The sequence below is a fragment of the Polymorphobacter megasporae genome (assembly GCF_018982885.2).
GTDB classification, from domain to species: domain Bacteria; phylum Pseudomonadota; class Alphaproteobacteria; order Sphingomonadales; family Sphingomonadaceae; genus Polymorphobacter_B; species Polymorphobacter_B megasporae.
In genome coordinates, this window is record NZ_CP081848.1 from 3,569,228 (window position 1) to 3,585,191 (window position 15,964).

Below are 15,964 nucleotides of genomic sequence, written 5' to 3' on the forward strand. Positions count from 1 at the left end.
ATTGCCGTCGCAGCGGCAGACATTCGTGCGGTGCCCGTCTAGCATTTGCCCGATGGACATATCGGTCTTCGCAATCGTCATCTTCGCGGCAGCACTCCATGCGACGTGGAACGCGATCGTGAAGGGTGGCAGCGACACACTTCTGACAACGGTGCTCGTGACCGGAGCCGCGGCGTTGCTGGCAACCGTCTGCCTGCCGTTCCTCACGGCTCCAGCGCGCGAGAGCTGGCCGTTCATCGCGGCCTCCGCGGTGTTCCAGATCGTTTATTTCGTGCTCGTGGCGCGCGCCTATCATCTCGCGGACATGAGCTTGACCTATCCGCTGATGCGCGGGACGGCTCCGCTGCTGGTTGCCCTGGCGAGTGTGATCTGGCTCAGCGAGCCGCTGTCGGCCTCCGCGTGGCTTGGTCTGGGCGTCATCTGCGCGGGCATCTTGAGCATGGCGGGCGCGATCCCGCGCGGCGCGAACAGGGCGGGCATCGTCCCCGCCCTCGGCAACGCCGTCGTCATCGCCGGATATACGCTGATCGATGGCGCCGGTGTCCGCCGGTCACACGCACCGGCAGCCTATACACTCTGGATATTCCTGTTGAGCGGCACCGCTTTGTCGGCTTGGGCGCTGGCGCGGTCACGCCGGTCCTTCGGGAGCTATGTCCGGCGCAACTGGCACCTCGGACTGATCGGGGGAGCCGGCACGGTCGGCTCATACGGTCTTGCCTTATGGGCGATGTCGGTCGCGCCCATTGCCGTGGTCGCGGCGCTCAGGGAGACCTCGATCCTGTTCGGCACCGCGATATCCGCACTATTGCTTCATGAGCGGGTTGGTCGCGCGCGGATCGTCGGGGTCGGCATCATTGCCACCGGGGCAATTCTGCTCCGCCTTGCATGACCGAGGCAGATCGCGACGGCAGGTTGGGAACCGCCTTCCCGCCCTACCGCCGACGCCCGCCGTCGACGCTCAACGCCCCCGGCCCGGCGACCGCCAGATACAGGAAGATGAAGCAGAACAGGATTGCGGGCTCGCCGTGGTTGATCGCCGGGAATGGGCTCGACGGGGCGTGCGCCATGAAATAGGCGACCGCCATCTGCCCGGCGAGGAGGAACGCCACCGGGCGGGTCAACAGGCCGAGCAGGATCAGGCCGCCGCCGATGAATTCGAGCACCCCGGCGACGCCGAACAGTCCCATCAGCGGAACCTTGCCGGGGGCGGCACCAGGGGGGAAGCCGAACAGCTTGATCGCGCCGTGTTCGATGTAGAGCAACGCCGTCATGATCCGCAGTGCCGCGAGCATCATCGGTGCGTACGCGTTCGTTCCTCGTGCTGCCATTGCCGATGTCCCTCGTTGCCGTTGATCGACACTAGCGTACGACAACGGACCGGGATAGGGTCGGAGCCGTAACGATCGGGATCGGTCAATGTCGGTGGGGCGTCCGGTCGGCGCAGAGTGGGGATTCTGGGCGGTGTCGCTTATCGACGCGGCTTTCTGCTTCGCATTGATCTTCGCCAGCGACCGTGGTCAGGACGCCGCCGGCAAGGGTCTGCAGAGCGGCATCGGTGTTATCGCGCTGATCGTCGTGGTCGCGCTCGCCGCGCTTTACTGGACCGTGCGGTCGAGCTTCGTTCGTGTGCCGGTGTCGATCATCCTGGTGCTTCCGGCGGTGTTCGCGACGTGGCGGGTGATGCTCGGATGATCTTCGGCACGAAGCCTTGCATGCACCGGCGGCGCTGCGGGCGACCGTCATGTCGTCGGGCTTGCCGAGGTCAAGTTGCGCGTGAGGTGATAGGGGGAGTTGGTATGCTGCGACGACTAATAATGACGCTCGCTGTGCTCCAGACGACGGGCGCGACAGCTGCGCCGGCGCCCTTCGCCGACCAGTTCAAGGCGTATAGCGCGCCGACGCCGCTTACTCCCGACGCGCGCGCGGCGGCGATCCGGCGGCTGGTGCCTCAATATCGCGGGATTCCAGCTATTCCGTTCGCTCTCGGCCCGCAGCATCCGGTCGTCGCGAATATTGCCGCGCTGAACGTCAACGGGGCCGAGGTCGTGACATACGATTACACCAAGCCCGCCGCGACCGGGTGGATGCTCGACGAGTATGATGACCGCAGCCCGCGATCGACGTTGTCGATCCTCCTCGCTCCGCACGCCAAAGCCTATGTTTTCGATTGCAAGCTGAAGGGCAGCGAGGCGCAAGTCGGCTATCTGGTGACCGACTTTGTCTACGATAACGACTACGACACGAAGAAGAGCACGACCGCGATGACCGGCGGTCACGTGCTGATCTCGATCCCGCCCGCGACGAAGCAGCAGACCTTGCTTATCGGGCGGTTGTTTGGGCCGAACCCCGCGCACAACCCGACCTTCCTGTTCTTCACCGGCTGCGAGATCACTCGGCTCGATTGAGGACCGCCACGGGAAACCCCGCGGACCGGCTGCTTCAATCGAGCTCGCGCTATTTCATCCCCATCGTGTGAACGATGCCGAGGAAGACCCAGTACAACACCCCGGCGATCGCCATTGCGGCGGGGAGCGTCGTGACCCACGCGAGTGCGATGTTGCGGACGGTCGACGCCTGCAGCCCGGCACCGTCGGCGACCATTGTCCCCGCGACGCCGCTCGACAGGATGTGGGTGGTCGACACCGGCATGCCCTTGAATTGAGCGAGCAGGATCGTCGATGCCGCCATCAGCTCGGCCGCCGCGCCCATGCCGTAGGTCAGGTGCGTCTTGCCGATTTTCTCGCCGACGGTGACGACGATCCGCTTCCAGCCGATCATCGTGCCGAGGCCGAGCGCGAGCGCGACGGTGATCTTGACCCACGGCGGGATGAAGCGCGTGCCGGTCTCGAGCAGCTTCTGGTAATCCTTGAGCGTCTTGTCGCCGCCATTCGGGAAGGCCTGCTTCGCCTTGTCCTCGTCCTTGGTCATCAGCCGCAGCGTGTCGTAGACGACGTACATCTCGTTGCGCAGGTTCTTCGTCGCGGCTGCCGGGACGTGCTTGATCGAGCCGTAGTTCTTGAGCTCGGCGGTGATCTGCGACGAGGTCGCGTCGAGCGCGGCGAAGACCTTGGGGTCGTCGGTCTTCTTGGTCCGCAGAGCATCGCGCAGGGTTTCGTTCGCCTGGTCGGGAGCGATCGTGATGCCGCCGGACTTGGTGTGGAACACGGTCTGCGCGGCGGCGGCGGCCTGGACGAACTGCGGGGTCGAGGCGTCGGGCATCGTCCGGTTGAGCGCGTACGCGGTCGGGGCGACGCCGATCAGGATGAGCATGATCAGCCCCATGCCCTTCTGCCCGTCGTTGCCGCCGTGGGCGAACGACACAGCGGTGCAGGTGAAGATCAGCAGCGCGCGAATGCCTTTCGGCGGCGGCGCGTCACCTTTGGGCTCGGCGTAGAGCTGGGGGTCGGGGACGACCTTCTTCATCAGCTTGAGCAGCAGGTACGATCCGACGAAGCCGATCACCGGGCTGACGAGAAGCGCGAGCAGGACGTTGGTCGCCTGGCTCCATTCGACGCCCGAGGTCCCGCCCGGTCCGGCGAGCAACTGGTTGGCGAGGCCGACGCCGAGGATCGAGCCGATCAGCGCGTGGCTCGACGAGTTCGGCAGGCCGAACCACCACGTCCCGAGGTTCCACGTTACCGCCGCGAGCAACAGCGCGAAGATCATCGCATATCCGCCCGCGCTGCCGACGTTGAGGATCAGGTCGACCGGGAGCAGGGTGATAACGGTATAGGCGACCGCGCCGGTCGAGGTCATCACGCCGACGAAGTTCCAGCAGCCCGACCAGATGACCGCGAAGACCGGCTTCAACGAGTGGGTGTAGATCACCGTCGCGACCGCGTTGGCGGTGTCGTGGAAACCGTTGACGAATTCGAAGCCGAGCGCGATCACCAGCGCCAGTCCAAGGAAGGCGAACGCGCCGAGCGCGAGCGTCTCGCCGACCTGCTGCGTGTCGCTGAAGATGCTGTAGCCGGCGAAGGCGAGGCCGGCGACGAGGACGAGGAGGAAGCCGATTACCCCGGCGGGGTGAACCTTGTGGTCCATCGCCACCCGCGCCGCGTGGGGCTCATCGTGCGTCGTTGCCGTTGCCGTCGTTGCCATCGCCGGAGCTCCCTCGAGTCGCGGCACTGTGGCTGGCAAAGATTACAGTGAGATGACGGCGTTAATCATTTAGCGCGTCAGCGCCTCGACGATCGCGCGGACCTTCGCCTGCCGCCACTGCGGGGTCGGGGCGACGAGCCAGTAGCCAGCGAGCGCGGGCTCGGGATCGCCGAGCGCGACGACACTGGTGTTCGCGGCAGCAAGCAGGACCGGGACGCGCGCGACGCCGAACCCCGCCACCGCCGCGTCGATCGCCAGCCCGGCATCGGCGACGGTCAGCGCGAAGCTGCCGCCCGTCGGCCATCCCGCGCCCGGATGATCGATCCGCCGCTCGGGGTCGGCCCCGGGCACGCCAACGACGACCATCGCCGCGTCGCCGAGCTGCTTGCCGTGGAGGCCCTCGACGTCGGGGACCGGGCCGAAAGTGACCGCGAGGTCGAGGTTCGCCTGGGTGAAGTCGACCCCGTCGTCGGCGGCTGTGACGACGAAGCGGACGTCGTGGTCGCGCGCAAAAGCGGCGAGGCGCGGGGTCAGCCAGCGCGCGGTGAAGTCGCGCGGCGCGGCGAGCGTCAGCACCTTCGACCCCTGCGCGTCCTGAAGGATGCGGACCGACTCCTCGAATTCGAGGAACCCCGCGCGCAGCGCGGGCAGCGCCCGCTCGGCCTCGGGAGTCAGTTCGAGATTGCGCGTCATCCGCTTGAACAGGACGGTGCCGAGCACATCCTCGAGTGCGCGAACCTGCTGCCCGACTGCCGCCGGGGTTACCGCCAGCTCGTCGGCCGCCTTGGTGAACGACAAATGCCGCGCGGCGGCGTCGAACACTCGGAGGGCGTTGAGCGGAAGATGGGTCCGCTTCACCGGGCCGGGACCGTGATCAATTCAACACCCGGTCGGGATCGGGCTGGTCGAGCGAGAACAGCGGAATCGCGACCTCGAACAGCGTCTCGCGGGTCGCCATCGCATAGGTCCCGACCATCGTGCCGTGCGGCGTCGGCAGCGGGCAACCGCTGACATAGTCGTACGATCCGCCCGGTGCGATGATCGGCTGGTCGCCGACGACGCCCTCGCCGCGGACTTCCTCGACCCGCCCGCGACCGTCGGTGATGATCCAGTGGCGGGCGAGGAGCTGGACGTCCTCCTCGGTCTCGTTCTCGATGCGAACGTGGTAGCTCCACGCATATTCGCTCGCTTCCGGGTCGGACTGTTCGTCGAGGTAGCGCGGGGCGACGCGGACCGTCACGCCCGCTGTCGTCGCGGCGTAGGGGAAGAACGCCTTCACAGCCCGGCCCGCGTCAACGCCTGGTCGAGATCGGCGATGATATCACGCGGGTCCTCGAGTCCGACCGACAGCCGCAGCATGCCCTCGGTGATCCCCATCTCCTCGCGGATCGGTGCGGCGACGCTGGCGTGGGTGGTCGACGCCGGATGGGTCATCAACGTCCGCGAGTCACCGAGGTTGTTCGAAATGTCGATCAGTTCGAGCGCGTCGAGCAAGGCGTGCGCCTGCACCCGGTCGGCGACGAACAGCGCGATGATCGTCCCGCCGCCCGACATCTGGCGCATTGCGAGATCGTGCTGCGGGTGGCTGGCGAGTCCGGGATAGAGCAATTTCGGTACGCGATGTTCGAGCGCGGTGGCGACGGCGGTGGCGTTCTCGACCGCGCGGCGGACGCGCAGGTCGATCGTCTCCAAGGACTTCAACACGACCCAGGCATTGAATGCGCTGAGCACCGGGCCGGTGTGCCGCGCCATCGCGAGATAGACGTCGTTGATCCACTGCGCCGAGCCGAGCACCGCGCCCGCGAGCACCCGCCCCTGCCCGTCCATATGCTTCGTCGCCGAGTGCGCGACGACGTCGGCCCCCATCAGAAATGGCTTTTGCAAGACCGGCGAGGCGAAGGCGTTGTCGACTACGACCAGCGCGCCAGCGTCGTGGCCGATGTCGGCGACCGCCGCGATATCCACGATGTCGAGCGTCGGGTTCGCCGGGGTCTCGAGGAAGAACGCCTTTGTGTTCGGCTTCCGCGCCTTCGCCCACGCATCGTTGTCGCGCCCGTCGACGATCGTCGTCTCGATGCCGAAGCGCGGCAGGATCGTATCGACGAGCACGCGGCACGAGCCGAACAACGCGCGGCCCGCCACCACGTGATCGCCCGCCGACAGATGGCTGAGCAGCGCGGTCGACATCGCCGCCATGCCGCTCGCGGTGACGCGGCACGCCTCCGCGCCTTCGAGCAGGCACAGGCGTTCCTCCAACATCGCGTTGGTCGGGTTCTGCAACCGCGAATAGGTCATGCCGGGCTCTTCGCCGCGGAAGCGCGCCGCCGCCTGCCCCGCGCTGTCATAGGCATAGCCCGACGTCAGGAAGATCGCCTCCGACGTCTCGCCGTATTCGGAGCGCGCGGTGCCGCCACGGACCGCCTGCGTCGCGGGGTGCCAAGTGGCGGTGACCGCCCGATCCTGTCCGGTGAAGCGCTTCATGGGGGTGGGCTTAGCGGGCGGGGCTTGGCCGCGTCAACGCGCCGTCCCCCGTGATCGGGCGGTGAGCCTCGAAAACGCGGCTGGCTCGGACCCCGATCGGCGGTTCGTTGCTTTAGCGGTTGCGGGGGATTTCAACGCGGGAAGCGTAAGCCGACGTGTCAGCCCCTCGAACCGAGCGTCGATTATGGTCGCGGTGGCACACCGGGGGGGCGCTCGTCCTCGCGGCGTGCCTAGCCGTGCCGGTGCTGACGATTCCGCGGCACATTCCGCTGACATACAACGAGGGCTGGAACGGTTACTTCGCGGCGCGGGCGATGGCCCCGGTACTTGGGCCGCTGTATCCGGCAGCGGGCGAGCTGATCAGCAACAATTATCCGCCGCTGTCTTTCTATCTGATCGGCGTGGCGGGGCAGCTGGCGGGAGACCCGATCGTCGCCGGGCGGATCGTCGCGCTGCTTGCACTGCTCGTGAGCGGGGCGCTCGTCGTGCTGATCGTCCGGCAGCTCGGCGGGCGGCCCGTCTGGGCAGCAGCGGCGGGGCTGATCCTCGTTGCCTATGTCGTGATCTTCGCTGGCCAGTATGTAGCGACCAACGATCCGCAGTGGCTCGCGCACGCGGTGATGCTCGGCGGGGTCGCCACCCTGCTCGCAAGCCTGCGGCCGCTCCGAATTCCGGGGATTGCAGCGGCGGCGGCGCTGGTCGTCGCGGCGCTGTTCATCAAGCACAACCTTCTTGCCCTGCCCGCAGCGGCGACGCTGTGGCTGGCGGCGACCGACCGGCGCGCGGCGCTGATCTGGTGCGCCTGCGGAGCCGGTGCCGCGATCATTGCGGCAGCTATCGCTTACACCCTGTTCGGCGACGCGCTGGTCGACAGCGTTCTCCATCACGGCCGGGTCTATGACGTTACGCGGGTGGTCAAGTCGTCGTGGTCGACCGCGCTGATGATGCCGCTGCTCGGCGTCGCGCTGTTGATCCGCTGGCGGCGCAACACCGCGCTCGCCCTGCTGTTCGTCGCGATCGCGCTGCCGTTCGGGCTGGCCCAGCGCGGCGGTGAAGGCGTCAGCTATAATGCGCAGTTCGAGGCGTTGATCGCGCTGTCGATCGCCGCCGGGCTGGCGCTGTCGGAGACGCGCCGGACCGGCGTCGCGCTCGGGGCGGCGTTGCTGCCGGTGACGATCATGCTGCCATTCTATGCGGTTGCGCAGACGATCGCGCTCGACACCCTCGGCGCGCGGACCGCTGCGTGGGGGGCAATCGAAACGCAGATCGCGGCGACACCCGGGCCGGTCGCATGCGAATTGCTCGCCGCCTGCTTCTGGGCGGGGAAGCCATTTGCGTGGGACTTCTTCAACGAAGGCCAGCGTGTCCGGCTCGGCGCGCCGCTCGCCCCGCTCGCGACCCGGATCGCCAGCCACGGCTTTGGCGCGATCGTCCTGACCCGACATCCCGATTTCTTGTCGAGCGATGGCGAACGCCTGCCGCAACCGCTGCCGCGGCTGATCGACGCTGAATATGCCCCCGTCGCGACCGCGCCCGACGACACCGCGTTGCTGCTTCCCCGGAGTAAATCTCGATGACGCTTCATTCGCTCACGACCCAGCGGCAGACGACGCGGCCGGCCCCCGACCTCGGGTCACCGCTCGCGCTCGCGGTGATCGTGCCGACGTTGAACGAGGCGGGCAATATCGCGGCGATGGTCGCGGGGCTCGACCGCGCGCTCGACGGGCTGGCGTGGGAAGCGATCTTCGTCGACGACGATTCGACCGACGGCACCGCCGCTTTGCTCCGCCAGATCGGCGCGTACGACCGCCGTATTCGCGTCATCCAGCGGCTCGGACGGCGCGGCCTCGCCTCGGCGGTAACCGAGGGCGTGCTTGCCACCGCCGCGCCGGTAATCGCGGTGATCGACGGCGACATGCAGCACGACGAGGTGCTGCTCCCCAAGATGTACGAGGCGGTGACCGGCGACGACGGCGGCGGCGGCTGCGACCTCGCGATCGGCAGCCGCTACGTCGACGGCGGCGCGGCATCGGGCTTCACCGGCGTCCGCGAGCTGATCAGCCGCACCGCGACGCGGGTGACCAACGCGACGCTCCGGACGACGATCGCCGACCCGATGAGCGGCTTCTTTGCCGTGCGCCACGACGCGTTCATGGCGAGCGCGCCACACCTGTCGAACATCGGTTTCAAGATCCTGATGGACGTTGTCGCGTCGAGCCCCGCACCGCTGGCGATCCGCGAGATCCCCTATACCTTCCGCCCGCGCCATGCCGGCACGAGCAAACTCGACCCGCGCGTCGCGCACGAATTTTTTGTCCTGCTCCTCGAGAAGATGCTCGGCCGCTATGTGCCGGTGCGCTTCCTGATGTTCGCCGGGGCCGGGCTTTTCGGACTGGCGATCAATTTGATGGTGATCGGGAGCCTGTTCCGTCACGCGGGCATCTCGTTCGCGGTCGCGCTGCCGGCGGGCGTGATCGCGGCGATGGCGTTCAACTATCTCCTCGCCAACACGCTGACCTACCGCGACTTGCGCTTGCGCGGGGCAGCGTTCCTGCGCGGCTTCGTCGGCTATGCCGCGGTGTGCGCACCCGGCGCGATCGGCAACATCTTCGTCAGCACGCTGCTGTTCCGCGACGGCTCGACGTGGTGGGTCGCGGCGCTCGCCGGAGCGGTGATCGCGGTGACATGGACCTATGCCGCGACGCTGCTGCTCACCGCAAAGCGCCGCCGCCCCGCTTGAACAGGTGAGATACTGTCTTGCTATGATCATAACATTATGATCATAGCATAGCAGCCGCGAGAGCTGGCTGGACAGGAGACGACCCATGACGTTTCGCATTCATACCCACGGCCGGCTGCAGGAATGGATCGCCGACGCCAATGGCTATTTCGCCGACGCCGGCCTGACCGACTACACGCTCGGCCAGGTCGAATTTGCCAGCTTCGATGCCTCGACGCAGGACGATCCGTCGGGCGCCTACCAGACCTATGAAAAGGGCCGCGACGCGAGCATCAGTTGCGCGTGTCACTGGACGGTCAACATGGCCGCGTCGAACGCGCATGGCCGGTTGTGGGGCGACGCCTATTCGGTCTCGCCGTGCGGCATCTTCGTCCCCGCCGATTCCGCGATCCGCACGCTCGACGACCTTGCCGGCGTGACCGTCGATGTCGGGTATCAGTCGGGCAGCCACTATGCGACGATCCAGGCGCTCGAAACCGCGATGGCGCCCGATCGGATCAAGCTCAACTTCGCCGGGTCGCCCGACCAGCGGCTCGCCCGGCTCGACCGCGGCGAAGCTGCCGCGTCGACCTTGTTCGGCATCCAGCTCTACATCGCCGAGCAGTTGGGCTTTCGCAAGATCGCCGACACCAGCTTCATGATCATCGGCCTGGTGCCCGACGGGGTTGATGCGGATGACGTGAAGAAATACTATGCAGCGCTGCGTCGTGCCCAACACGATATCGACCTGCATCATCAGCAATACGCGCATTTCTATTTGAATGAAGTGCCCGCGATCTACCATGACCGGATCAACGTCGGCGCCTTCGGTCCGGGTGAACGGATCGTCTTCGAGCCCTATTCGCCGGCGATGTACGACAAGACCCACCAGTGGGTCGAAGACCGGGCAATCTTCGACGACGCGAAGATCGGGCAGGCAAGTTATGCGGCGGCCGCGCTCAGCGCCGGGTGACGCCGCCGCCCGGGACTGGACAAGCCGCGATGCCCTGATCAAGGAAGGCCGATCATGGCGTCGACCAGACGATCGCAGATAGGCAAAGGCAACGACGCGACGGCGATCGGCGTCGAGCGCTATGTCGGCCACCTGCTGCGGCGCGCTTATGCCGTGGCTCGTAAGAATTCCTCGGCGGCGCTCGCCGACCTCGGCGACCTGTCGCCGGTCCAGGCAACGGCGCTGATTACGTTGGCAAGCGGCGCGCTGACCCAGGCCGAGCTGGGCCGGCAAATCGGGATGGAATCCGCCAACACGCATACGCTGATCAAGCGGATGGTCGCCGCGGGGCTCGTCGCAACGCGCCCCGATCCAGCCAACCGGCGACTGCTGCTGGTCGACCCGACCGCCGCCGGGCAGGTGATGACGAGCAAGGTCGAAGCGAGGCTCGCGGGTTCGACCGAGCAAACGCTCGCACCGCTTACAGCCAGCGAGCAGGCCGTGTTGATCGACATGCTACTGCGGATCATCGCCGACTGAGCACCCGATTAGAAGGGCGGTGCCTGCACACGGGATCGGCTTACCCAGACCGGATATAAACCAGGCGCTCGCTAAGGTCGGTCAGCTGAGAGGACGGCCCTCAGAATCGATTCTGAACGCCGCTGTCCATACGCATGGCCGTAGGCGCTCGATGTGATGGCAACAACCATATTGCGGCTCGGTATGACGTAAATCTTGTTGCCGCCGTTACCCGACGCGAATGATACCGCGACGGGCTTGCCATCGATCTGTTGGACCTTCGAATACCAGAAATAGCCATAGCCGTCGGCATACGGGTCGCTGGCGGAGATCGCGATTTTGGGCGCGAGCGCGTCGCGTATCCGACCCGCACTTATTATCCGGTGCCCTCGGTACCGACCTTCTCCTCGCACCATCTCGCCGATCGCGGCGAAATCGCGAAGCGTGAGAGACAGGTTCCCCTGGCCTTTCGTATAACCGGCAGCATCCGATGCCCATTGCCACCGATGAATGCCCAGCGGATCGAACAGCGATGTGCGGGCAAATTCAGCCATCGACCGACCGGTTGCTTTCGCTACTATGACGCCGGCAGTATAGGCGGTGAGAGAGTTGTAGTGATATTGCGTCCCCGGCGGCTCGGCCCGTGGAACCGAACGCAGAAACAATAGTGGATCCGACGCCGCATCGAGTTTGTCTTCGTTGCCTGGCGATGTTGGATCCGCATCGAAAGCGGCGAGGCCGGACCGCATCGTCAGGACATCCCTCAGGGCAACGTCGCCGATCGCACTGCCCTCGGCTTCTGGCCAATAGGTTGAGACCGTGTCCTCCACGCTACGTATCTTACCTCGGTCGATCGCTATTCCGACCAGAAGCGACGTAACGCTCTTTCCGGCGGAGCGAATGTCGTGGAGGTCGGTCGCTGTTTCGCCATTGTAGTAGCGCTCCGCGATCGCTCGTCCATGGCGGAGCACAACGACCCCGCGCAGATCGAGATGTTCGTCATGATCGAAGACTGCAAGCGCCTGAGTGATAGCGGGATCGTGCTGCGGTATGGGGGCAGCCGCGCACAGCCCGATAGCGCCGATCGCAACGCTGGCGAATTTGAAAGGTCTCACTGGCTGTATTCCTAAAGGGAAGCAGCGGGTTCCTGACGCGTACTACCCTCCGCGTCTTGTATCGGCGCAACATACCGCATTTTTCGCCACCGGGCTGGCGTCGTGTCGAGACGAGATCGAAATGTCCGGTTCAGATGTGCCTGATCGACATAGCCTGTCGATTGCGCCACTGCAGCAAGCGAGGCAATGCCCTTTCCAAGCATGGCTGCGGCACGTTCCATCCTGTGGCCGCGCAGATAATCACCGGGTGAACAGCCGAGAAAACGTCGGAACACGCGGGCGAGATGGACCGGATGAACGCCGGCGTTGGATGCGACCGCAGCGACCGAAAGATCAGGATCGTCGCTGGTAAAGATCATCTCGACGGCACGATTAAGCCAGCCCGGCGGGCGTCCGGCAGCGCGCGGCTCATCGGATGATAGCGGAGAGACGAAACCGCGAAGCTGTAGGGCGCGCGCCTCCAGCCTGAACGGCGTCATTAAGTCGATTTCTTGCGCAATGCTGTGGGCAAGTCGGTAGGCATAGGGCTCGCGCATGCAAAGCGCCGCCGCGTCGCCGCCTGTCCCGCCGGATATGGCGAGAAATCGCCCTCTTCCGCCATGAAACCGATCCTGATGCGTCGTGCCGGGCGGATTGTAGATCAGCACCGGCGTATCGGACACCAGCGGGGCGCCAACGGCCGACGACATGTATCCGCCGGCGAGGACAAGGACGAAATGCGCCTCGTCGTGGCTATGCCGTCTAACCTCCTCTTCGGGAGCGTTCGCGTTCAGCAGATGGAAACTGTACCCCCCCGCCTCACGCGCCTTCGGGCCGCTCCCCCAGAAATCCATCCTCGCTCGTCTGAGCACCATCTGCGTTTGCACCAACTACGATCGATCCGCCTCGCAAAGCGCTCTTAAAGCCGAAAAGCGGCTTTCGTCGACTAGGCGCACAAAATCCGTCGAGACCGCAGGCCAACGCACGGTTTGCGGCCGAAGGGGTGCGGCCTGTCGACACGAAAATGGCCGGTAGCCGCCTAGCAGTTTCGGATACCGTCGCCAGAAGCATAGTGCCGTCGCTGCGGCAGCAACGGCTCCTTCTCGCCAGGAAGTGATGATATAGGCGCGCCAAAGGAGACTAACATGAAGATCAGTGCGCGCAATCAGATCAAGGGCAGGATCGTCTCGGTGACACCGGGCGCGGTCAATGCCACGGTCAAGATCGACATCGGCGGCGGCAACGTCGTCACCTCGAGCATCACCGAGGAAGCCGTCGCCGACCTCGGCCTCGCCGAAGGCGATGACGTCACCGTGATCGTCAAGGCCAGCGACGTCCTGATCGGCAAGTAAGTGGTTCCCCGGGTTGGCGCGTTGAAGCTCAAACCGCAGCTGATCTGCGGCAGCGAGCGCGCCATGGGACCGGGCAAGGCCGACCTGCTCGACGCCATACCGGCGCACGGCTCGATCTCCGCCGCCGGCCGGGCGCTCGGTATAAGCTATTGCTACACGTGGCTTCAGGTCGACGTAATGAACCGGTGTTTCGACAAGAAGCTGGTCGACGCGACGGCCCGCGGGCGCGGCGCGGGGCTGTCGTAACCGATCATGGCAGGCTCGTATTGGCGGCCTATCGCGAACTCGAAGCGGCGTTGGTAGGGACCGCGCGCGTTCATCCTCGGGTCGCGCAACTCAAGATGATGCCAAACGACACTTATAAGGGGCGGTGCAAACGTCCATTCCCGGGATCGCAACGGGCGGACCGCGCTCGACTATGTGCGAACGGCAGGTTTCAACAATTCGCGCGCAATCGTCGTGCTCAGGGGGGGCAGCAATAGCGCAGAAATAGGTCAACAGCTGTCGGACCGTTTCCACAGCTCTTGCGCCGTTATGAGGCCAGCTGGAGCTATACCCACACTTGCGACTTGATGAGCGCCTGGTTTCGGGACGCGGCGATGGCGCCGCGAACGTCAGGGTGCGGCTCTCTCGACGCAGCGCGCCAGTTTCCCGTCCACGACTGCCAAGATCGAACCGACTTGTTGGCGGCTGCTGGTCGACCGGTCAGGCGTTGTCTCAAACGTGACGGCGATCGGACAGGGCGGAACCGATCGGCGCGCCGACAGTCGTTGATTAGCCTAGGCCTCAAGGAGCGGATACGTCACGAACATTTTGTCTCGCCGTCGTTGGGCGTTGGCCGCCGCCGCGGTCGCTACTGTCGTTTTCATTCCAGTTGTCGTCGTCGCCGTACTGCCGTTGAACTGGGTCCGCAGTCCGGTCGAACGGGCGGCATCGAATGCATTTGGCCGGCGGGTGTCGATCGCCGGCATGGCCCGGCTCAACACTTTCTCGCTCTCGCCCATCGTCCGCCTCGAAGGCATCCGGATTGCGCAGCCAACGTGGGCGGGTCCAGGCGATATGGCGACAATCGCCGACGCCCGTATCAGCTTCGCCGTCGCCGACCTTTTCCGCGGCCATCTCGTTCCACTGTCGCTCGATATCGACGGAGCGCAAGTGGCTCTGGTGCGCGATGCCTCCGGTCGATCGAATTGGGCCGGCGAGCCGAGCCGAGCCGTTGGCGGCGAGCCTCGCCCCGCGACGCCGCCGCGTCTGCGCCACCTTGGCATCGCTAACACTATGGTTCGGCTGCACGATCTCAAGCGTCACGTCGACATCACCGCGACCATCGCCTCCGATAGCCACGGCCTGGCCATCATCGGCGCTGGCACACAGCGCGGTCAGCCGCTGCGAGTGACCGCACACGGCGGCGCGCTCGAGCGGATCGATCCGATGACGCGCTATCCGTTTGCCGTCGAAATCGCGTCGCCACTCGTGAACATCGTCGGGCGCGGAACGATGGATCATGCGCTTGACGCAGGCCACTTCACGGTGCGGCTTGCGACACGCGGGCACGATCTTATCAATCTCGATGACATTATCGAGGCTGGCGTACCGGCGACCCAAGCGTTCGCCCTTACCGCTACTGTTCGTCACAACGATTACGACTGGTTGATCACCGATCTTGCCGGGACGATCGGGCGGTCCGACCTCGCCGGCCGATTGAGCGTCAAGCGGCGGCAGAGCCGGAGCCTGCTCGACGGCGCGGTGACGGCAAACGCATTTGACTTCGACGACCTCGCCTCCGACGAGCAGCTCGCTCGTGGCAAGGCCGAGGAGGCACGTATCGGCAAGCGGATCGTGCCGGCTACCGCAATCCACTTCGAGAAGCTTGGTCAGACCGACGGCGTTATTCGTTTCCATGCGGGAAAGTTGCTGAGCAAGAGCCCGAGCCCGTTTGTCGCCCTCGATGCGACGCTGGTGATGGACCACCGCCGGCTGGTGGTGAAGCCGCTGACGGCGCGCTTGACCCACGGCATGCTGACCGGCGACATTGTCGTCGATCACCGCGGCGGCAGTCCGAAGCTGACAGCGACCCTCGACCTGGTCGGCGCGCGGATCGAGGACTTGTTTAACATTTCTCCGCAACGCGCGACCGTGCCGGTCGATGGCCGCATCCGCCTGCACGGTAGCGGCGACACCGTGCGTGCCGCGCTTGGCCGGGGAAGCGGGACGCTCGACCTGTCGGGCCGTGGTGGCGGGATAGACTATAAGGTGGCGACCCTCGCCGCTGGCGACGTCGTTCGCGGGCTTGGCCTCGCTATCAGCGGTGACAGCGATCGCCTCACGCCGATCCGCTGTATCGACGCTCGCTTTGTCGCTCGCGATGGCGTGTTCACCGCGCGCGACTTAATTCTCGACACTATGGTCATGCGCGCCGACGGCGAAGGCACGCTGCGCCTACCCGACGAGACGCTGGCGCTGACGTTGCGGGGGCGATCGAAGCACCCGGACGTCATTCAATCGACGGTGCCGATTCATATCGGTGGCACGCTGGCGAGGGCGACTTTTGACGTCGTGCCGGTTGACCGCTCGGCGCCGAAGCGGAGTCTGCTCGGTCGCGTCGGCGACGTGCTGAAGAGCTTGAAGGTGCACAGCGACGCCGACCGCGGCAATGTTGCGCCCGATGCTCCGTGCAACAAGCTTCGCGTCGCCGCCCTCGGCCAGGACTGGGCGCACCGTCATCCCAATTGACCGGCCAAAATGG

General features: G+C 65.7%; 16 protein-coding genes and 1 pseudogene. 10 read left to right on the plus strand and 7 right to left on the minus strand.

Annotation, left to right across the window (positions count from 1 at the left end; translation table 11 throughout):
- Positions 1-52 precede the first annotated feature (52 nt).
- Entirely contained in the window at positions 53-889 is an 837-nt protein-coding gene (locus KTC28_RS16665; protein ID WP_216709950.1) for an EamA family transporter, read from the plus strand.
- A 43-nt stretch (positions 890-932) separates the two neighbouring features.
- Here the strand turns inward: KTC28_RS16665 and KTC28_RS16670 are convergent, their stop codons facing one another.
- Positions 933-1,328 (minus strand): DoxX family protein, encoded by a 396-nt coding sequence (locus KTC28_RS16670; RefSeq protein WP_216709951.1) that lies wholly within the window; start codon positions 1,326-1,328, stop codon positions 933-935.
- A gap of 88 nt (positions 1,329-1,416) precedes the next feature.
- Here KTC28_RS16670 and KTC28_RS16675 point away from each other — a divergent pair, with 88 nt between their 5' ends.
- The gene (locus tag KTC28_RS16675; RefSeq protein WP_216709952.1) at positions 1,417-1,692 is read left to right on the plus strand and encodes a hypothetical protein; all 276 of its coding nucleotides are present in this window, start codon (positions 1,417-1,419) and stop codon (positions 1,690-1,692) included.
- 122 nt (positions 1,693-1,814) lie between these two features.
- Complete coding sequence (locus KTC28_RS16680; protein WP_216709953.1) at positions 1,815-2,405, plus strand: hypothetical protein; 591 nt, start codon at positions 1,815-1,817, stop codon at positions 2,403-2,405.
- A 49-nt stretch (positions 2,406-2,454) separates the two neighbouring features.
- Here the strand turns inward: KTC28_RS16680 and KTC28_RS16685 are convergent, their stop codons facing one another.
- The 4 genes from KTC28_RS16685 to metZ all read right to left on the minus strand — a co-directional run bounded on the left by KTC28_RS16685 (position 2,455) and on the right by metZ (position 6,582).
- Complete coding sequence (locus KTC28_RS16685) at positions 2,455-4,101, minus strand: inorganic phosphate transporter (protein ID WP_216709954.1); 1,647 nt, start codon at positions 4,099-4,101, stop codon at positions 2,455-2,457.
- Between the two features lie 69 nt (positions 4,102-4,170).
- Positions 4,171-4,959 (minus strand): LysR family transcriptional regulator, encoded by a 789-nt coding sequence (locus tag KTC28_RS16690; protein ID WP_216709955.1) that lies wholly within the window; start codon positions 4,957-4,959, stop codon positions 4,171-4,173.
- A 16-nt stretch (positions 4,960-4,975) separates the two neighbouring features.
- Positions 4,976-5,380 carry a Co2+/Mg2+ efflux facilitator ApaG/CorD gene (gene apaG / locus KTC28_RS16695; RefSeq protein ID WP_216709956.1) on the minus strand — a complete coding sequence of 135 codons (405 nt, stop codon included), beginning with the start codon at positions 5,378-5,380 and terminating at the stop codon, positions 4,976-4,978.
- Complete coding sequence (gene metZ / locus KTC28_RS16700; RefSeq protein WP_216709957.1) at positions 5,377-6,582, minus strand: O-succinylhomoserine sulfhydrylase; 1,206 nt, start codon at positions 6,580-6,582, stop codon at positions 5,377-5,379. The genes apaG and metZ overlap by 4 nt, the downstream gene beginning before the upstream one ends.
- 155 nt (positions 6,583-6,737) lie before the next feature.
- Between metZ and KTC28_RS16705 the strand changes: the two genes are divergently transcribed.
- The 4 genes from KTC28_RS16705 to KTC28_RS16720 all read left to right on the plus strand — a co-directional run bounded on the left by KTC28_RS16705 (position 6,738) and on the right by KTC28_RS16720 (position 10,793).
- Positions 6,738-8,159, plus strand: coding sequence for a glycosyltransferase family 39 protein (locus KTC28_RS16705; RefSeq protein WP_216709958.1), 1,422 nt, complete (start codon positions 6,738-6,740; stop codon positions 8,157-8,159).
- Positions 8,156-9,322, plus strand: coding sequence for a glycosyltransferase family 2 protein (locus KTC28_RS16710; protein WP_216709959.1), 1,167 nt, complete (start codon positions 8,156-8,158; stop codon positions 9,320-9,322). Before KTC28_RS16705 ends, KTC28_RS16710 begins: the two co-directional genes overlap by 4 nt.
- An 85-nt stretch (positions 9,323-9,407) precedes the next feature.
- Positions 9,408-10,274 (plus strand): ABC transporter substrate-binding protein, encoded by an 867-nt coding sequence (locus KTC28_RS16715; RefSeq protein ID WP_216709960.1) that lies wholly within the window; start codon positions 9,408-9,410, stop codon positions 10,272-10,274.
- A 54-nt stretch (positions 10,275-10,328) separates the two neighbouring features.
- Positions 10,329-10,793 carry a MarR family winged helix-turn-helix transcriptional regulator gene (locus KTC28_RS16720; protein ID WP_216709961.1) on the plus strand — a complete coding sequence of 155 codons (465 nt, stop codon included), beginning with the start codon at positions 10,329-10,331 and terminating at the stop codon, positions 10,791-10,793.
- A gap of 71 nt (positions 10,794-10,864) precedes the next feature.
- Here KTC28_RS16720 and KTC28_RS16725 read toward each other — a convergent pair whose 3' ends face one another.
- Positions 10,865-11,887: a serine hydrolase domain-containing protein gene (locus tag KTC28_RS16725; protein WP_216709962.1), complete on the minus strand. Its 1,023-nt coding sequence runs from the start codon at positions 11,885-11,887 to the stop codon at positions 10,865-10,867.
- An 11-nt stretch (positions 11,888-11,898) separates the two neighbouring features.
- Entirely contained in the window at positions 11,899-12,720 is an 822-nt protein-coding gene (locus tag KTC28_RS16730; protein WP_216709963.1) for a helix-turn-helix transcriptional regulator, read from the minus strand.
- Positions 12,721-13,011: 291 nt separating this feature from the next.
- Here KTC28_RS16730 and KTC28_RS16735 point away from each other — a divergent pair, with 291 nt between their 5' ends.
- From KTC28_RS16735 to KTC28_RS16745, 3 genes and pseudogenes are all read left to right on the plus strand, one after another.
- The gene (locus KTC28_RS16735; RefSeq protein WP_216709964.1) at positions 13,012-13,218 is read left to right on the plus strand and encodes a TOBE domain-containing protein; all 207 of its coding nucleotides are present in this window, start codon (positions 13,012-13,014) and stop codon (positions 13,216-13,218) included.
- 63 nt (positions 13,219-13,281) lie between these two features.
- Positions 13,282-13,526: pseudogene (locus KTC28_RS22905) on the plus strand (winged helix-turn-helix domain-containing protein); the annotation flags it as partial.
- A 526-nt stretch (positions 13,527-14,052) separates the two neighbouring features.
- On the plus strand, positions 14,053-15,951 hold the full coding sequence (locus tag KTC28_RS16745; protein ID WP_216709965.1) for an AsmA family protein: 1,899 nt from the start codon (positions 14,053-14,055) through the stop codon (positions 15,949-15,951).
- Positions 15,952-15,964: the final 13 nt, after the last annotated feature.